General features: G+C 36.8%; 12 protein-coding genes and 4 tRNA genes. 7 read left to right on the top strand and 9 right to left on the bottom strand.

All coding sequences use genetic code 11. From position 1 onward, the window contains the following. Window positions 1-68: 68 nt before the first annotated feature. The gene (locus ACLHDF_RS23175; RefSeq protein WP_413920950.1) at window positions 69-683 is read right to left on the bottom strand and encodes a Type 1 glutamine amidotransferase-like domain-containing protein; all 615 of its coding nucleotides are present in this window, start codon (window positions 681-683) and stop codon (window positions 69-71) included. Window positions 684-963: 280 nt separating this feature from the next. Between ACLHDF_RS23175 and ACLHDF_RS23170 the strand changes: the two genes are divergently transcribed. Further along, window positions 964-1452: a DinB family protein gene (locus ACLHDF_RS23170; RefSeq protein ID WP_209152010.1), complete on the top strand. Its 489-nt coding sequence runs from the start codon at window positions 964-966 to the stop codon at window positions 1450-1452. A gap of 308 nt (window positions 1453-1760) precedes the next feature. Here the strand turns inward: ACLHDF_RS23170 and ACLHDF_RS23165 are convergent, their stop codons facing one another. The 3 genes from ACLHDF_RS23165 to ACLHDF_RS23155 form a co-directional block, all read right to left on the bottom strand. Further along, window positions 1761-2108: a cupin domain-containing protein gene (locus ACLHDF_RS23165; protein WP_413920949.1), complete on the bottom strand. Its 348-nt coding sequence runs from the start codon at window positions 2106-2108 to the stop codon at window positions 1761-1763. Window positions 2109-2211: 103 nt separating this feature from the next. Next, window positions 2212-2673 carry a DUF523 domain-containing protein gene (locus tag ACLHDF_RS23160; RefSeq protein WP_413920948.1) on the bottom strand — a complete coding sequence of 154 codons (462 nt, stop codon included), beginning with the start codon at window positions 2671-2673 and terminating at the stop codon, window positions 2212-2214. A gap of 150 nt (window positions 2674-2823) precedes the next feature. Beyond that, on the bottom strand, window positions 2824-3369 hold the full coding sequence (locus ACLHDF_RS23155) for a DUF4241 domain-containing protein (RefSeq protein WP_413920947.1): 546 nt from the start codon (window positions 3367-3369) through the stop codon (window positions 2824-2826). 231 nt (window positions 3370-3600) lie between these two features. On the opposite strand from ACLHDF_RS23155, the gene ACLHDF_RS23150 reads away from it, so the two are divergent. From ACLHDF_RS23150 to ACLHDF_RS23135, 4 genes are all read left to right on the top strand, one after another. Continuing rightward, window positions 3601-3683, top strand: a tRNA-Leu gene (locus tag ACLHDF_RS23150). 9 nt (window positions 3684-3692) lie between these two features. Further along, window positions 3693-3769 (top strand) — tRNA-Arg (locus ACLHDF_RS23145). A 17-nt stretch (window positions 3770-3786) separates the two neighbouring features. Then, window positions 3787-3860 (top strand) — tRNA-Met (locus ACLHDF_RS23140). 10 nt (window positions 3861-3870) lie between these two features. Next, window positions 3871-3942 (top strand) — tRNA-Gln (locus ACLHDF_RS23135). 396 nt (window positions 3943-4338) lie between these two features. Here ACLHDF_RS23135 and ACLHDF_RS23130 read toward each other — a convergent pair. The 3 genes from ACLHDF_RS23130 to ACLHDF_RS23120 all read right to left on the bottom strand — a co-directional run bounded on the left by ACLHDF_RS23130 (window position 4339) and on the right by ACLHDF_RS23120 (window position 7136). After that, window positions 4339-5295: an alpha/beta hydrolase gene (locus tag ACLHDF_RS23130; protein WP_413920946.1), complete on the bottom strand. Its 957-nt coding sequence runs from the start codon at window positions 5293-5295 to the stop codon at window positions 4339-4341. A gap of 405 nt (window positions 5296-5700) precedes the next feature. Continuing rightward, window positions 5701-6138, bottom strand: a complete 438-nt coding sequence (locus ACLHDF_RS23125; protein ID WP_413920945.1) for an Hsp20/alpha crystallin family protein — start codon at window positions 6136-6138, stop codon at window positions 5701-5703. 284 nt (window positions 6139-6422) lie between these two features. Continuing rightward, the gene (locus ACLHDF_RS23120) at window positions 6423-7136 is read right to left on the bottom strand and encodes a 4'-phosphopantetheinyl transferase family protein (RefSeq protein WP_413920944.1); all 714 of its coding nucleotides are present in this window, start codon (window positions 7134-7136) and stop codon (window positions 6423-6425) included. A gap of 556 nt (window positions 7137-7692) precedes the next feature. Here ACLHDF_RS23120 and ACLHDF_RS23115 point away from each other — a divergent pair. Then, complete coding sequence (locus tag ACLHDF_RS23115) at window positions 7693-8973, top strand: cation:proton antiporter (RefSeq protein ID WP_413920943.1); 1281 nt, start codon at window positions 7693-7695, stop codon at window positions 8971-8973. 33 nt (window positions 8974-9006) lie between these two features. Beyond that, the gene (locus tag ACLHDF_RS23110; protein ID WP_413920942.1) at window positions 9007-10554 is read left to right on the top strand and encodes an NAD(P)-binding domain-containing protein; all 1548 of its coding nucleotides are present in this window, start codon (window positions 9007-9009) and stop codon (window positions 10552-10554) included. Between the two features lie 151 nt (window positions 10555-10705). Here the strand turns inward: ACLHDF_RS23110 and ACLHDF_RS23105 are convergent, their stop codons facing one another. Next, window positions 10706-12160: a pyridoxal phosphate-dependent decarboxylase family protein gene (locus ACLHDF_RS23105; RefSeq protein WP_413920941.1), complete on the bottom strand. Its 1455-nt coding sequence runs from the start codon at window positions 12158-12160 to the stop codon at window positions 10706-10708. A gap of 55 nt (window positions 12161-12215) precedes the next feature. Then, window positions 12216-19226, bottom strand: coding sequence for an amino acid adenylation domain-containing protein (locus ACLHDF_RS23100; protein ID WP_413920990.1), 7011 nt, complete (start codon window positions 19224-19226; stop codon window positions 12216-12218). Between the last annotated feature and the right edge of the window lie 23 nt (window positions 19227-19249).

The following is a 19249-nucleotide window of genomic DNA, read 5'->3' as shown; positions in this document are numbered from 1 at the left end:
TGTGCTTATTATCTCATGTATGGGTCGTACATTTATAGTTACCATAATGTGCGTTATCGGAAATAACCTTATGTATCCAACTTAGCAATAAGCTTTTCGTCTCTAAAGTGAAGGGATTCTGAATCACAAAGCGTGTATGCTGCTAAATTTTCTTGATCCACAATCCATTGATCAAATGCACTTTTTCTTATCTTATCGTCATAATGAGGACAAAAAGTTCCTTTTAATATCCCTAAACCTTCAAATTCCTCATATTCATTATTCTTATTTTCGCTTAAGCAACGTTCAAACCAACACATTGCACCAGCACTAATACCAGTTAATAATGTACCATTTTGATATGCTAACTTAATAGAGTCATCAAATCCATATTCACGCCACTTACTTAGCATAAACTGTGTATTGCCTCCACCAACGTAGATAATATCTTGATTAAGTATCTTATCCTTGGATTCTTTTAATATCATTTCTGATTGCAAGATATGAGTAGTTTCATAAGATGAAAATGCTTCATAAAATTTATTAATATAACCTACTGCATCATTACTGGCTGTAGGAATAAAACAGATTCTTATTTTGCTTACGTTCTGTACTTGTTTAACAATATATTCATCAATATATGCTGGGATTTCCTTCGAAAATCCTCCACCTGATATAGCGATAATTTGTCTAGATAAATTCAATATTCTTACCCCCATCCCATAAATAAGAACCCTCTTTTATATTACACTAATTACCAAAAAAGTATCATTTTATTATGGTTTTTAGATGGACTAAAAATGAATGTTATATACAGAGTTAGTTAACATAATACAGCTTCTAGGGATAAAACAGCCTATACGACTTTATTTATAACTTTCTCTTACTCCTATGAAATAGGTATCTATAAATATTTGTCGAACTAATTAATACCCCCATTAAAAAAGAGTCAAAGTGAAAAATACAATAAACGGAGGAATTAATTTGCAAACTATGTTCCATTATAACTGGCTGGTTAGAGAAGAGTGGTATCAATGGTGTGAGAATATTCCACTAGAGGAATTGCTTCGGAAACGAACAGGAGGAGTAGGAGGAATATTACATACTCTCTTTCACATTGTTGATGTAGAGTGGAGTTGGGTTCGTGTTCTTCAGGGAAAGGATGATTTTCAGGAGAGTTTTGAGGAATATCAAAGCTTAGAAAAAGTTCGTCAGTTAGATACAAACTTTCAACCCGAGGTAAGAGAGTTTATTAGGTCTTGGAATCTAGAAAAAGAAAATAATATTCTTTATGATCCACAACCAGACGGAAGCATAGTAACTGATACCTGGGGAGAAGTTATGCGTCATATGATTGCTCACGAAATACACCATATTGGACAATTATCGGTATGGGCTAGGGAAATAGGAGAGAAACCAGTTTCGGCCAATCTAATTGGTAAAGAACTTGGCCATACATTGCCCAAAATTTAATTTAATGAACTCTATTGCGAGATCTCATTGCTTGTAATTAAGAGAATATGGGCTTTTAAGTTTGGTATCTCCCATTACATGCAATACTCTTTACTAGTTACGGGAGGAAGGCACTCTCATGAATGCCTTTCTACCCAACCAAACTAAAGATTCGTGTAATATGAAATCTTGGTATGTCAGAGGCAGTTCAAGATCCATGGGCTTTCTTTTTTAGTTTCCATAAAACACGTTATCGGCATCTATCTTTATATAGGTAAAAGTTATTTAAGAAACAAGTTAAATGCTTTTCGCAATCTTCATGCTATTTTTTACTGATCAATGATAATAGTATCGGCGTTTTTATCTTCAAAACAGAGATTTACCGTTCTCTGTTTAGCTCTAGTCCTGTGGACAGTTCCGGCTGGAATAAGGACTGTATCATTTGGTTTTAAAACAATGGTATCCTTATCTTCGAAATCAATTAACAACTCACCTTCTAAAACCATAAATAGTTCATCTGAATTAGAATGGTAATGCCATTCGTATTCACCTGAAAAAACGGCAATACGAAGACAGTGATCATTGACATCAGACACAGAAAAATTCACATGTTGATCTTTAATATCCTTTGTAATCTCCCCAAGATTAATCTTTTCTAAATCTACTTTCTCTACCATTTCAATACCCCTTTGATATTTTAATTTTTTTCTATTTTTCAATCCATTTGACATGTTATATATCATATACAAATTTAGTTTATATAAAAGGAATTCTCGGAAATTAGGATAAGCTAGTATTTAAAAACTGTTTTTCAGAAATCACTTTTATTCCAGCCCTTTTAAATAAGGCAGCTGTAACCCCTTCACCAGCTATTTTTGTATTAGAAAATTCCCCACTATAAATCATGGTACTACCACAGGAAGGACTATTTTCCTTTAATACAACATACTTAACATTAACCTCTTGGATAATGTTTAATGCTTTATAGGCTCCTCTTATATACAATTCTGTTACATCGTTTCCTGACTTCTCTATTACTTTAGCTTTTCCATCTAATACATCCTCCCCAGTACCCCCTATGATTTCTGCTGATTCACGTGGGGTTGAAAAGCCTCCTAAAAGTTCAGGACATATTAATAATGCTTTGTTTTGCTCAACTAATTTCTTGATTTTTCCCACTAAACTATGCGTGCCATTGTATCTACATTCTATACCGGCTAAACATGAACTTACTGCAATCAAAAAGACATCTCCTTAATCAAGTACCTTTTTATCCCAGTTTACCATAATTGTTCTTAAAAAAGTCGTGTATATCACATTCACTCTTTGTTAACATAATCACGATTCTAGGTAGCAGTAAGAGACTTCCTTTATTGAAAGTCTCTTATTGCTTCATTCTTCTTCATCTTCTACGTAAAATTCCAACAACACAGCTACAATTTCATTTTGATCATTGTATTGAACAAAAACAGGATAGTATCCATCACCTATACCAGACATTGAAACTGTACCACCTGCTACGATGCCAGCTTCGTCATCAGAAGAAGCGATGATGTCTGAGCACGCGACATAATATTTCATGCCTTCTTCGTCCATTTCTATCTCATAAATATTTTTTACTTCATATGAAATAGCTTCATCTCTTCCGAAAACGGATGCATCAAAAATACCCGCCATAGCAGAATCAACGCCGATATTTTTACCTGTTTCTATCCATTTTGAATCCAGTTCAACATCACGGTGACAGGCCATTAATTTAGTTATCGTAAAATCTTCAGTGAAGAAAACAGTAGATTCCCATTCTCCACTTTTAGCTGGCTCCAATATCCAAGATAATATGTCACTTTCGTCAAACGCATCTTCTACTGGATAACACGGATCTGAAACAATAAGTTGATTTCCTTTCACTTCGAAAGAACCTAAGATTTTTTTATTCATATTTTTACCCCCATTTATTTATTAGTTTAATTCATCTAATTCAATAAATGAAGATGTATACTATATACAAAGCTCCCTCTATAAATTGAGTAATATCAAGGGTTTATAGGGGGGAAATAAAATATAAAAAATTTTTTTATGTCCATTTCTAACTTTATATTTTCATTTTTATAAGAAACTGGTACTAAGGGGAATAGCTTCGCTATTCTTTTTCCATTATTTTAAAAAAAGGTGGTGGAATTGGCAGACACACAGGACTTAAAATCCTGCGGTAGGTGACTACCGTGCCGGTTCAAGTCCGGCCCTCGGCACCATTTTAATAAGCGCCCGTAGCTCAATTGGATAGAGCGTTTGACTACGGATCAAAAGGTTAGGGGTTCGACTCCTCTCGGGCGCGCCATTTATTTATATCATCATCGCGGGGTGGAGCAGTCTGGTAGCTCGTCGGGCCCATAACCCGAAGGTCGCAGGTTCAAATCCTGTCCCCGCAACCTTTTTTATTGGGCTATAGCCAAGTGGTAAGGCAACGGACTTTGACTCCGTCATTCGTTGGTTCGAATCCAGCTAGCCCAGTCATTCATCTATTTTTGTTTCCTTGTAGGACTGATAACAATACTAAAAATACACGGTATTTATAGAATAAATATGTAGAGTTGTTCCATTAAAGGTTCATTTAATGGAATAAGGATAGGATATTAATTTTAGTAAATAAGATTATGAAGTAAAATACTTGAGCAACGGGGCGGGTTAGCACAATAAAACAATGCATAACGGTGGATAATTTTTGCATTAATATTGAGCTGTAAAGCACAATTTAATTATATAGATACGAATTATTATATTAGTTAGGAAATAAAGACGATAGCATCAGTAATTTTGGAAGTATCTTAGAAACAAACTGATACATGTTTGAAAGGTAAAAACACTCACAAATGTTTACTATTTGTGAGTGTTTCTTTTGTAAAGAGGTTAAGCCTCTACCTTAGCTACTCTTTCGAAACTAGTCTTTACTGCTTGTATAATTTCATTCACAGCGTAAATAGATACCTCGGCATTTGGATTTAATCCTTCGAACCAGTGATAGGCACCAGGATATAAATGAAATTCGACATCAACACCAGCTTGCGCAAGTTTGGTTACATAGGTTAATGTTTCACTGCGGAATGGATCTAATTGACCAACAAATGTGTAGGTGTATGGCAAATTACTATAATCTTCTGCCCGAGCAGGGGCTGCATATCCAGGAATATTATCCGTTCCATATATTTCTCCTAAATACATTTTCCAGCCAGCTTCATTTGCCTTTTGATTCCAAACAAATCCTTCTTTAATTTCATTCGTAGAAGGTGTATTATTTCGGTCATCAATCATTGGATAGAGTGGCATTTGGAAACAAATAGAAGGATATTGTCGATCGCGGGCTAATAAGGTCAATGCTGCTGTTAGTCCACCGCCGGCACTCGCTCCTGCAACACCAATTCGATTGGAATCAATGTTTAATGGCTCTGCATTATCAGCAATCCATTTTAATGCTGCATAACAATCCTCAATTGGTGCTGGATAAGGGTGTTCAGGAGCTAAACGGTAGTCTACAGAAACGACCACACAGTTGACTTCTTTTACAAATCTCATACAAAGATCATCATTATCATCTATAGACCCTAAGATATAACCGCCACCATGTATCCATAACAGGACAGGTAAGGATTCATTATTTGATTTTGGACGATAAATTCTTAATGGTAATGGATTAGCATCAGGTCCTACAATGACTTTATCTGTTAATGAAAGGGATTCATCAACAATGGTAGGTGGTCTCATTTGCGATATTCCTTCTCTGATTGCTTGCAAGTTCTCTGGACGTAAATCAAGGTCTTGAAACATTTCTAATCCCGGTAATAAATCTGGATTTACTCGGTTTTTCATTTTAACACCCCTACTTGTAATCGTTTTTAAATAAGTGAAGTGTATTCTAAGTAGTGTAATTGTGATAAAATCATCACAATTAAATTGTAAAGTGGATATGTTATAATCGTCAACAGAATATTCAAAAAATACATCTTCTTTTAGGAAGAAGTTTCATGCAACTAATTATACAAGCAGGTGATTTAGGACCAAAGTGATTACATTGGGTTCAGAGCAGTCACTTTACCAGAACAATGCTATCGGTAAAATAACCGAAAAAGAGCATATGCTCCATGACCGTCTAATCATAACCTACTGCAGTACATTTCTTTTTCATTTTTATGAGTAGATACGAAAGCTTACTAGGCATTGTGTTATCTATACATTTAATCTAGATAACCAAAAAAGGAGCCAAGGGGGGGCTCCTTAATGAAATTCTACATCAATTTTTTTCGTATTATCTTTTGCTAATTTAGGCATTCTCACTTCTAGAACACCATTTTTGTAAGACGCTTTTGTCCCTTCGTTAGAGACAGAGCTTGGAAGATATACCGAGCGCTGAAAACGACCTACAAACCGTTCTTTTCGATGCATATGTTCCTCTTTTACCTCATTTGTTCGAGTGGTAGATCCACTAATACTTAGCGTATTGTTTTCAACTGTAATATCCACATCTTCTTTACTTTGAAGCCCTGGAATATCACAAGTAGCCACGACCTCATTCTCTGTTTCATGGACATCTACCCGAATGTCTCCAAAATTTGTTTCTGCCCCCAAAGTGGAAGGGAAATCAGAAAAGAATCGTTCAAAATCTTTTCTCATATTAGATAGATGTCTAAATGGATCATATGGTACAAGTGCCATTGATTCATCCTCCTTCTTTCTTAGCATGAGATTATTATGGCTTTGTTTAGGAAAGTCATTCAAGTTCATGTACATCCTATCTTCATCGTTAATTAAGGATGTACTTATTTTCCAGATACCCTGCAGAATGATAATCAAACATTTTGGAAAACCAAGAGTCCAATAAAATGAGTCAGGGGTGCTCTATTTTTTATATTCTATACATGAAATTCGAAAAAAATATAGAAATAATATTAGCAGAAACCCCACCTGCTTGCGGAATACAAATCAACTTTTTTTCAAAATTAACAGCCTTTTTTGTTTGAAAAGAATCTATTATATAACTCATAAAAGTCGTATATGGTAATCGATTCAGGAAAATTATTGCTTGTTGCACAAGCAGAAATCTTGTATTTAGTATCTATTGCATACTGCCGAAAGAAGAAGGAATAAAGCGAATCTTTTTGCGAGATGGAAAATTCGCGGGAGAAACTCTTTCTCTTTATTACGAACGAGTCTAACGGTATAGACATCCCCCGACCAATGGCTTTTATATAACTTTCTTTTAAGGTCCATAAATCATAGAAGTAAGATAGGTACTCTCGTTCCTCTTTTTCTTTCAGCGCTATGTACTCTTCTGGAGCAAAAAAACGCCTGGCAATATCTATGTCTATTGGTCTTATCTCCTCAACATCTATTCCTATTAACTCTTGTTCTCCTATAATAGCTACCACCCATCTCCCTGAATGTGAAACATTGAATGAAAAATTATTATCCCTTAATAAGAAAGGTTTACCGTATGAATTGTATGTGAAAGTAATATCCTCGTTGGGCATTCCACACTTAGCTGAAATAATAGATCTGATTAGTATATCTGCTATAAGTGTACGATAAATATCTTCTTTTCTTTTAAATCGCTTGATTCGCTCTTGTTTAGTCAAGGAAACGGAGCTCAATAACCTTGAATATATTTGAGGTTGGATATTATCTGGTACCTGTAAGGCATACACTTCTATCATATTTCTATATAAACTCCTTATTTTTTACTGTTACTAAATTATAATAAAATTTTTAAAAATCAATGAATGCACTATTTAAGAGCAAAAATAAAAATAATTTTTCACCTTTTACGAGTTAACAGTCAATCTTTATATAAGCATAAGTAACTTTACAAAAATAGCATCCTCTTATTTCTGACGTGTAAAGGTTCAAATGAAGGAATTCTTAAATCTCCTTTTTTGGTCAAATTGCGGGAGTTCACAACACCTTTTAACCTCGACTCAAAGTAGATAAAATCATTGTTTTCGTTAACAAATTATTAAATGGCAGAAGGAGTTTTTTAAATGTTATATAATTATATATTATACATTTATTTACATAAGAGAAAGGGAGGATATTTCGTGATATTGATAACGTTACATTTGTACTAGTGGTATATTTTCCAGAAACGAAAGAAATGCAGTTCAGACGCCGGCCTGATCCCAGTGGATAAATTCTTATCTAAATAAGTCAAAAACTGGCTAAAGCATGAGAATGAATAAGAAAAAATTAATCTATAGAAGGAGTTAATCATACTTGGGTAGTAATATGGAGTTGTTTTTAAGTTTTATCCCTGCTTTGATTTTAGTATTGGTAGCTTCTTATATCTGCGGTAATTTAGCTCGTTATATTGGGCAACCCAAAGTGGTTGGTGAAATGATAGCCGGAATTTTGATCGGACCTTCATTTTTAGGGATATTTGCCCCTCAATTTATGTCTTATCTATTCACTACAGATATAAAAAGTATTTTATATATTCTCAGCAATATAGGTTTAGGCATGTATATGTTCCTTGTGGGAGCAGAAGTGGATGAGAAGAAACTGACAGGAAACCTAATTAAAAAATGCACGATTCTCTCTACATCTGGAATAATCGTTCCGCTTCTATTAGGAGTCATGATTGGGGTCATTTATTATTCAAAGCTATCCCTTCCTGATGTGAATATATACCTATTCGCATTATTTGTAGGATCTGCTCTGTCACTTACGGCTTTCCCAATGTTAGCGCGAATTTTACAAGAGCGAAATTTAACCACATCTCACTTTGGTACATTAGCTTTGATTGCTGCCTCGATTGATGATGCATTGGCATGGTGTCTAGTTGCATTAATTACTGCATTAGCCCAAGCACAAGGCGTATTAGCAGGAGTAACTGCTATTACTTTCGGTGCATTATTCGCTTGTTTTATGCTTTTTGTTGGGAAGAAGTGGTTAACGCGTCTAGGAGAAAAAGTGGAAAAAGAGGGATCGCTTTCGATGAACCATTTCTCCCTCGTCCTTTTGCTCCTTCTCGTTGCAATTTGGTTTACTGATTATGTTGGTGTTTATTCTGTATTTGGCGGTTTTATCGTAGGTTTGTCGATGCCAAGGAATAAGGTTTTTTTACAAGAATTGCAGTCCAAATTCCAGCCTTTTGTAATTACTTTGTTATTACCCATTTTCTTTGCTTATTCTGGATTAAATACAAACTTCACAGCGATCTTTAGTGATATGTCACTTCTGATTCCTGCAATGGTAGTACTTGTTGCATCGATTGCTGGCAAATATGGAGGATGTGCACTGGCCATGAAAAGTATTGGATATTCTTGGCGAGAAGCGTCCTCGATTGGGATTCTAATGAATGCACGAGGTTTAATGGTGCTCATCCTTGTTAACATCGGAATGACATACAAAATCATTACACCTCAAGTTTTCGCTATTTTAGTATTAATGACACTGGTTACAACCATCGTGGCAATGCCGATCTTTAATATTCTTTATCCAGAAAACCCGAAAAAAAATCAAAATGCTCTAGATTTAAAACCGTTTTCAAAATAATCTTAGGATTGCAGTTATAATGGAGGGATTTACATGGAAAAGTTACATGATGTTATTATTGTTGGTGCAGGTCCGGGTGGTCTTCAAGTAGCCGTGTCTTTGAAGGAGCTCTCAGATGAATATAATCAGAAACTAGATTTATTGATGATTGAGTCTGGAAAACAGGCAGGTGCATTTTACACTAAATATCCCGTTCATGGCCAATTAATCAGTAATAATAAGCTTTATACTGGAAAACCGCCAAAGAGTCGTTTCTCAGAGAGATTTGATTGGAATAGTTTATTAACGAAAGAAAAGAAAATCTTGATGAGGAATTACAGTCGTGAGTTCTTTCCTCGACGCGAAGCATTAGTAGAAATGTTAAACGATTTGGTAGCAGAATATGAATTGCCAGTTATATATAACACAATGTGGAAAGCGACTCGCAAAACGGAACAGGGTTACTTTGAAGTAGAGACTGACAAAGGAAAATTGTATTGTAAGTTTCTTGTAATCGCAACAGGGATGACCCCAAATCCTCCACCTATTCCAGGTTTAGAACTTACTACTCCATATCATGAGATGAAAAAGAAAGAGCACTACCGTGATAAACGGGTACTGATCATCGGCAAAGGGAACAGTGGAATGGAATGCGTACAAGAGATATTAAATGAAGCCAACTTAATCATGGTTGCAAGTCGTCATTCTACCCGAATGGCATATAAAACTCACTATGTTGGAGATGTTAGAGCAGTTAATTCATTGCTAGTGGATAACTATCAATTAAAACATCAGGCGGCATTATTAGATTGTGAGATCCTAAATATTGAGAAAGTGGATGAAGGCTTTAATGTCACAGTTCACTATAAGCATGCCGAGGATGAGAAAGAGGTATTATTCTTTAACGAAATCATTGCCGCAACAGGTTTCCGTTCAAATATAGACCATCTAGTGAAAGATCTTAACCTTAAGATTATTAATAAGAAATATCCTTCTATATCAGGTATTTTCGAATCAACAGAGGTTTCAAATCTGTTTTTCGCTGGCACTCAAACCCATGGTTTAGATTATCGAAAAACATCCAGTGGTTTTATTCACGGCTTCCGATATAACAGTAAGGTTCTCGCTCATAAGATAGCAGATCGGCTAGAATTTCCAATAAAAAATCTCACGATTTCAAACGAAGAAGTTGTTGGACATATCCTAGGAGAACTTACAGAGGCTTCTGATCCTTATTTACAACCAGGGTTTATTGTATATGTGATGAAATATGAAGCCGACATGTGGAATATCCTTGGTTACCAAACGATTATTGAGTTTGAAAATACACCTTTGCAAGAGGACGAAGTGTTACTTGCGGCTTCTTTAGAATATGGAGATATCCATAAGTTTGCTGATCCTTTAAACATTCCTCGAGTGCCTGGACAACCGGAGGAGAGTGTCCATATTCACCCCGTCATCAGAGTACGAAAAGGAGAAAATGCCATCGAGAAATTGGACTTAGAGGAACATTTGGAAAATCAGTTTATGGATTTGCCAACTCATCATCAACATTTAGGTGAATTTCTAAAAGCTATGTTAGGCACCAAGATTAATATTTAAAAAACAAAGGGTTCGTGGGGCGTTTTCCCTAACGAACCCTTGTGCATTCATATGAAAAAACAAATCAAGGATAAACAAACAATTTCCCTAAATAATGCGTGACTCCTCAATCTTATGTTTTATCGTTGAAAACCACTTATTTCCCAGTATATCAAAGTTTCGGAACGGAGGTAAAATGTTTGTACGATGTACTTACTTCCTCCGCCAATGCTTTGATTTTCATCATGATTTGGAGCATTTCTTCTGTTGTCGTCCTTGGGTTGATGGAACAAAGTCTAATAACCACTTTCTCTTTCAATTCGGTCGTGCTTAACATGGCAAATCCTCTATGGGTAATTTCTTCCACTAGTTTTTTGTTTATTTCATTTATTGTATCTGTTGATGTTAATTTACAAGGGATATAACGAAAAGTAACAATTCCTAACTGGGCAGGTGTTACAACCTCCCAATCCTTCGCTTTCCCTAAGAACGCTTCAACTTGTTCAGCCAACATGATGCCATGATCAATTGACTTGCGAAAAGCTGCGACTCCAAACACTTTAAAAGACAGCCACACCTTTAACGCCCTAAATCTGCGCGAAAGTTCAATTCCACATTCTCCAAAATTGATTTCTTCTTCTATATTGGTTTCCGAATCTTTGAGATATTCTGGGATCATACGAAATGTTTTGCTTAAGTATTGACTGTTCCTAATGAGTACACAGCCTACATCATAAGGCTGAAAAAGCCATTTATGAGGGTCCAACGTCAAGGAATCGACACGATGAATTCCTTGAAGCAAAGCACTTCCTTTTTCACTGAGAATTGCCGAGGCACCATAGGCTCCATCCGCATGTAGCCATAGATCTTCGTTATTACAAAGATCGGCCAACTCATTGAGGGAATCAACGGCTCCGCAATTAGTTGTTCCAGCATTAGCAATGATACAGAATGGTTTTTTTCCTTTTGTTCGATCTTCTTTTATTTGCTTTTTCAAAGAACTGACTGAAATTCGTAAATGTTCATCCGTTTCGATCCGGCAAATTTGATGGTGTTTGAAACCCATTACTTTTAATGCCCGATCCACGGAAAAATGAGTCTGGTCGGAAAAATAAACAACCGCATTTTCTATGTCATTATTAAGCTTGACCTGTCTAGCTACAGTAAGCGCGGTCAAATTAGCCATGGAACCTCCGCTTACAAATAGACCTTCAGCCGAATCAGGGAATCCTAACATAGATTTTAACCAATTGATTGTCGTTAATTCGATTTGCTCAGCACCTGCCCCGGCTATCCAAGCTGTCGGAAATACATTAAATCCACTTGCTAAAAAATCTGCTACTACTCCAACATAGTTATTGGGACCCGGAACAAAAGCCAAAAAATGAGGATGATCCACATGGGTAATCTGATTAAACACGCTCTCATTAAGAAAATGAAGGAGCTCTTTCGGATCGGATCCGTTTTCTGGGATCGATTCTGTCAGCTTGTTTCTGAGAATATCACTATCAATCGTTTCAGATACTGGTTTGCTTTTCAAATGATTCATATGATCAATGATCAAATCGACCGCTTGATACCCTAACTCACGCATCTCTTCGGTTGATAACTGCAGGTTTTCCGACACTTGTTTCACTCCTATTCAATTTTAAAGGGCGAGTTGTTGCTCGCCCTTTCGTTTTTTATAATTGGTAATCACCGATTGTCTGTGTTGGATTATAAACGATCGTTTTGATTAAAGTATGGAGGTGATTCAATATTTCCTGTACTTGCTCCGCTTCATAGATATTTTGATCATATCCAAACTTCATCGTAAGTTTCTCTTCAGGGAAACATATAATCCCGTACTTCACATGAGGCTCATCAACAACTTGGTAATCTGTGATGGCAAAATTTCTGTTCTCATTTGAAGAGAAAATAGATGGGTTGGTGGGATAATTTTCAAACACCCAAAGATGGTCGGTCAACTGATCGTTCAACTCACTTTGTTTTTGGATCTCAACAAGTGAATAGTAAGCATATTCATTACATTTCAATGTTTCTTGTTGAACTTTTTGCAGGAGATCTACAAAAGATTGCGTTTCTACCCAGGCTACTCGGATAGGCAAAACATTTGTGAACAGACCAAACATATTTTCAATCCCTTCCACTTTTGGGGGTCTGATTGACACCAGGTTGGGTAATAATACTTCTTTTGTTCCATTGTATTTGCCAAGCAATATACCCCATACAGCTAGTAAAGCCGAATTCATGGTTACATGGTGTTTAGTCACAAATGTCCGTAACTCATTGGTCAGATCCTCGTCTAACGTTAAATCCATAAATGTGAAGCTTAACCCTTTATTTTGAGTTGGTACTTTCTTTTTGGGGATGCTGATTTTCCGATTGTACCCTGCTAAATAATCGCGCCAAAAATAGCGTGCTTTCCCATGGTCTTGAGCTAAAGTCCAGTCAATGAATGTTTGAAAAGGTTTTGCTGGAGGTAATTCCACTGTAGTTCCCCCATTTTTTGCTTCATAGAGTTGGAATAATTCGTCTAACAAAATACTGACACTCCAACCATCACACAATAGATGATGGGCACTCCAAACTACCTTATACTCGTCATTCCCTAGTTGAAATACACAGAGACGGGTCATGAGTTCATCATTATTGAATCCTCGACCTAAATTTTCACTCATCCACTGGTCCAAGCATTCCTGCTGCTCTTGTCTCGTCATCTCAATCAAGCTTTGTACCTCTGAACTCATTTGAACATCATGTAACACAGCTTGCCAAGGTTGTTCTTGTTCATCTTGCACAATGATCGTTCTTAGAGAATCATGACGATCAACTAATTGTTGAAAACACTGAATAAAGAGATCTACATCCAGTTTTCCCTCAAGTGTCCAAATCGTTTGTTCAAAATAAGCATTGGTATCGGGTTCAGCTACAGCATGTTCATAAATAACTTGTTGGAAGGGTGCCAATGGATAGATTCGTTCTATTTTTATATCCGGCATTTTTTCTTGTATTTTGTTAAGCGTATGTTGATTAAGCTGTTTATCTCTAATATTTAGTGATGTAACTTTATTTTCTTCCTTTTTGTTTATATCATATGTTTGCGAGTGTAAAGGGTGGTCTGGTCTCTTAACAGAATGAACCATATCACCTAATACAGGGAAGTCAAATAGACTTTTTGGGTCTAACTGAAACCCTTGTACATAAAGTCGTACAGAAACTTGAATGGCCTTAATCGAATCGCCACCCAAGGCAAAGAAATGATCATTTACTCCGATTTGGTCTACTTTGAGCACTTCTTGCCATACACTGGTCAATATTTTTTCCATTTCAGTTTTTGGAGCAATATATACCTCATTTTTTTGTTTCTCTGGAGCAGGAAGTGCCTTTCGATCTAATTTTCCATTAGGGGTCAAGGGTAGTCGCTCCAAATAAACAAAATAAGAAGGGATCATGTACTCTGGCAAGTGGTCTCGCAAATGTTTTCGTAGTTCTGTTGTACTGATATCTTGCTCAGTTACCACATATGCGACTAAAAACTTTATCCCATTCTCATCTGTCTGGTCAATCACTACCGTTTGGTCTACTTGTTTGTAAGTGAGAAGGCAATGGGCGATTTCTTTTAACTCCACTCGATACCCTTGAATTTTGACTTGGTAATCTTGACGCCCTAAAAATTCAATATACCCCTCAGGATGCATCCTGCCACAATCCCCTGTCTTATAAATAAGACCAAGGTCTGGATGTGACACAAACGCTTCGTTCGTTTTCTGTTCATCATTCAAATATCCTTGGGCAAGACCCACTCCCCCGATATATAAATCACCGATCACACCAACTGGGCACATTTTCTTATCGTAGTTCAACACATAATACGTTTGGTTTGCCAAAGGCATCCCATATGGAATGCTGTTCCAGTGTGTTTCCACCTGTTTGACTGGATAATAAATCGACCAAATTGATGCTTCTGTTGCCCCTCCCAGTGAAATTACTTCCGCGATCGGGAAATGTCGCTTTATTTTTTCCGGTAAAGGGAGTGGAATCCAATCCCCACTAAGTAAGACCAAACGCAAGGAAGAATTTTCGAAATGAGAACCTACCTGATCCAATGCCAAATCCATGATTGCAGGTACTGTATTCCAAATCGTAATTCCTCTGCGTTCGACCGTACGGACCAGTTCTTTCATGTCTCTCGGATCACGAATCATTACCAACATTGCACCTGTACTTAACGTTCCAAAAATATCGTATACAGACAGGTCGAAACACATGGAGGAGATACCAATAATGCGATCGTCTTCATTCACCTGATATTTTTGATTGATATCTTGAATGGTATTTGCAACCGCTTGGTGAGTAATGATCACTCCTTTTGGTTTTCCGGTACTTCCTGAAGTATAGATAATATAGGCGGGATCTTCCGGACCAGCAATGGTAGGCAAATCTTCGGTTGCATATGATGATAAATGTTTCTCTTCATAAAGACCAGGTTCCAACAAAAGTTTGCATGAGCTATTTTCTAAGATATATGTTTGTCGATCTGGTGGATGATCGGGATCGATGGGTACATAAGCAGCACCTGCTTTTAATATCCCTATCATATTAACAATCGTATCAACCCGTCTCTGTGCCAAGAGACCAACTCTGTCACCTAGACCAATCCCTTGTTCTTGCAAATAGTGAGAAACTTGATTAGAGCGTTGATGAAGGTCCAAGTAAGTCAACCACTCTTGTTCAAAGACCACTGCCACTTGATCTGGTGTACGTTGTACTTGGTCTGTAAACAATTGATACAGGGTAGTGGAAGGTATCTTTTCTGTTGTCTGATTGTACTGCTCAATTAAAGTCTGATCCGATTTTCTCACTTGCAAAGAGGTTACATCTCTTTGTTTCACCAATTGTTCCAACAGATCGACAAATTGGGAAAACATTGCTTCTATCACATCAACATCAAATAATTCTTCTACATAGTTCCAGCTAATCAATAACTCTCCATTTTTTTCAATTACCACATTATCCAAATACACTTGTGGAGTCCGAGCGTGAATATGGCGGAGAGAGCCAAGCTGCTCCCAAGCAAAAGCACCTGCGCCTGCTAGCATCGAGGTGAAAACAATTGGCATGACTGCTTTTGGTCTCATTTGGTGATATCGAGTAAAATCTCGAATAAAGCTAACTCCATCATAATGACGATATTCAAGTCCATCTAACAAAGTCGATTGAATTTGCTCCACTCTGGTAAAGAAAGATTGCTCTGGATTCACATCGACGTCCAACAATATGAGTGACGTGAAATCTCCCACAATCTGCTCTACCTCTTCATGAACAGGATAACGGTTAAATACAGTCAGATTAATTGCCAGTCGACGTTGATTACTCCAATATGCCAACACTTCTCCATATATCGTACAAAGAAGGGCGGAAGGAGTTACTTCTTTCTCTTGTGCCAGCTTCCGTAACTTCGTCCATTTGTCTTTGTCCAAGATCTTAGTAAGTGATTGAAAGTTAGGAGTAGCAATCTCTGCTGGATCCTTTGCTAACAGCAGAGAAGGAGCAAATGGAAAGTCAGGCAGCTTGCTTGTCCAATAATCTTTTGCTTTTTTATATTCTTTGCTTTGTTCCATTTCATCATAGATGAACATGTAATCTTGAAAATCAAAAGATAGAGATTCCAATCTTTGATCTGGTTTGTGATAATAATATAACAAATCATGTCCAACGATGTTCATGCTTGCCCCGTCCATCAATAAAGCATCATATCGAAAACATAACAAATATGTGTCTTCTTTTAAAAGAAAGGCTTTCAATTCAAACAAAGGCCATTGCCCCAAAGGAAATACATGGTTGGTCATTCGGGAACGCTCTTCTTGCAATCGAACATTTTGTTTCTCATCATCTAAACCAATGAGATTTTCTATTTCAATCTGATAATCAGGAACGTCTTGTAAGATTTGCTGTTTTCCCTCTGGCAAGATCATAGCCCGTAACATAGGATGGCGCTGAATTACCTTTTGGAAACTTTGCGAAAGTCGATTGATATCCAATTTTGTTTCATATTCAAAATACGTTTGAGGTGAAATGCCGCTTAATTCAAACTGCGGATTACGACCTAACATGTAAGCTGTCTGAACTTCTGTTAAGGAAAATGGCTTGGACAAATCTTTAACACGGGTTGGTATTTTATCTAGGCTTTCTTCTTTCAGTTCCACTTCTACACAAGGACTAAGTTGAGCAATCGTGGGATGTTTAAAAAAATCCCTTGTACTTACTTTCAAATGGTCTTTTCCTAATAAGTTGATAATCTGTAGTGCCTTAATCGACTCTCCTCCTAAGGCAAAAAAATTATCATGAATACCAATCCGCTCGATCTCCATCACTTTTTCCCATGCTTGCACCAATTTCTGTTCGATTTGATTTCGTGGGGCGACATATGGGATGGATATTTGATCTGTTTGAGTTAAATCCAACAATCTTTTTCGATCCACTTTCCCATTTGGATTCAGTGGAATCTCATTTACCTGAATTATTTTTTCGGGAATCATAAACTCAGGCAATTTATCGCTTAGATATTTTCTGAGCTCTTCAAAAGGGATTTTCTTATCCGATCCATAGTAAGCAGCTAACAATTTTCTGTTTCCCTCTACCTGATCAACAACAATAGCTCGGCTTATCTCTGGATGTCTCTTTAGCTGAGCCTCGATTTCCCCTAATTCAATCCGATATCCCCGTATTTTTACCTGATGATCCATTCGACCGAGATAGTCAAGTTCTCCATTAGGTAACCATCGGACGAGATCACCAGTACGATACATCATTTCTCCTTCCACAAAAGGGTCCGGGACAAATTTTTCATCTGTCAATTTAGATTTACCAAGATAACCCCGAGCTACTGCCACTCCGGCAATACAGAGTTCTCCTGGCATTCCCAAAGGTTTCATTTGACTATATTTATTCAATACATAAGATCGATAATTGGGATTAGGTTTCCCGATCGTCACTTCTTTGGCAGTACTCAAATCTTTTACTGCTGCACAAATGGTTGTTTCCGTCGGACCATAGATATTTAAAATTTGCGCTTCGCTGATATTTCGAATTCTTTCAATCAAATCAATCGAAAATGCTTCTCCTGCTAACAAAATGGACTTTAAATCTCTTAGAAACTCTGCCCCTTCTGGATCACTCAAAATCAATTCCATTCGCGATGGGGTCGATTCCCATAAATCTACCTTATGTTCTTTGACTAAATGAGCCAATTCTTTTGTTGCAAACTGTCCCTCTGTAGCAATAACCACCTTCGAGCCTTGAGTTAAAGGGATACATATTTCTAAGAGAGATATATCAAAAGAAACACTAGCAAGAAACAAGAATGACTGATTATCTTTTAGCTTTTCCCTCATAATGCTTAAGAAATGGACAAGGGATCTGTGTTCTACCATTACGCCTTTTGGATTTCCTGTTGATCCTGATGTGTAAATAACATAAGCCAAATCATTAGGTTCACTTTCTTGATCTAGGTTGCTTTCTGCACCTTGGAAGAGATGTTCTTCATCAAGATACAACACCTCACCGTCAAATTGCGGCAATTCTTTCTCTGTTTGCTTGCTCAATAACCATTTTGCTTGACTATCTTGTAACATATATTCAATTCGTTCACTGGGATAGTGAGGATCGATTGGTAGATAAGCCCCTCCGGCTTTTAAAATCCCCATCATGCCAATGATCATTTCCAATGACCGATCTACCATAACCCCAATAATACTTTCTTTGGATACACCCTTACTTTGAAGAACGGAAGCCAATTGATTTGCTTTCTTATTTAATTCTCTATATGTCAAAGATTGATCATTACAAATAACGGCAATTTGATCTGAGTTTTTCAACACTTGCTCCTCAAACAAATCATGTAATGTTTGAGACAAGTCTACGTCCATCCGAACTTGATTAAATCCTTCTAGCAACTCTTTTTCTTCTTCCGAAATGATACAGATATCTTTCACAGCTAGATCAGGATTTCTCGACACTTGCTTTAAAACATAAAGATAAGATTTGGCAAACTGTTGCAAAGGAAAAAGAGAATGAGACTTGCAAGAAATTTGAAATTCAAGCTCATTAGGTTTTTCATTCCATTTTCTTTGTATCCAGATGGTTAATTCATTCTCTGAGCATTTTTCTATTGAACTATTATTATGTAATCCTTCCATCCCCAAAATGATTTGAAATGGAGTTGAATAGAGTTTCGCTAATAATTCAGAGAGTAGATAACGCTGATTTTCATAACCAAGTAAAGTCGTTTGTTGGACCTGCTCCACTACTTGCTTAAAGGAGTGATGAGAGTGGATTTCAGTTCCTATAGGAAGCAAATCATTCGGATTCTCTCTTTGTTCGTGATCCTTTCCGATTACAGGAACCCCGATTGTGATCCTTTTTTGGTCTGTATAATGTACTAAGCAAACCTTTAAAGCAGCCTGTAACCAGCTAAATAAAAATAGATCCTGTGACTTACTTACTTTTTGTAAACTTTGACTAAGCTCTGCATCTATTATGACTTGAACATGGTTGCATGGATTGTCTTTATTCATTTGATAACCACTATTAAATAACGATAAATCGGGTACATCGGAAGATAATTGCTCTTTCCAAAACGATTCTGCCACTTTATACTCATGAATCGAACTCAGATATTTGACGTGCATTTTTATTTTCATCTCCCTAACAT

The organism is Priestia megaterium, assembly GCF_046599315.1.
GTDB lineage: Bacteria > Bacillota > Bacilli > Bacillales > Bacillaceae_H > Priestia > Priestia megaterium_F.
Note: the sequence above shows the minus strand (reverse complement) of the source record. Positions and strands in the feature narration are given on the sequence as shown.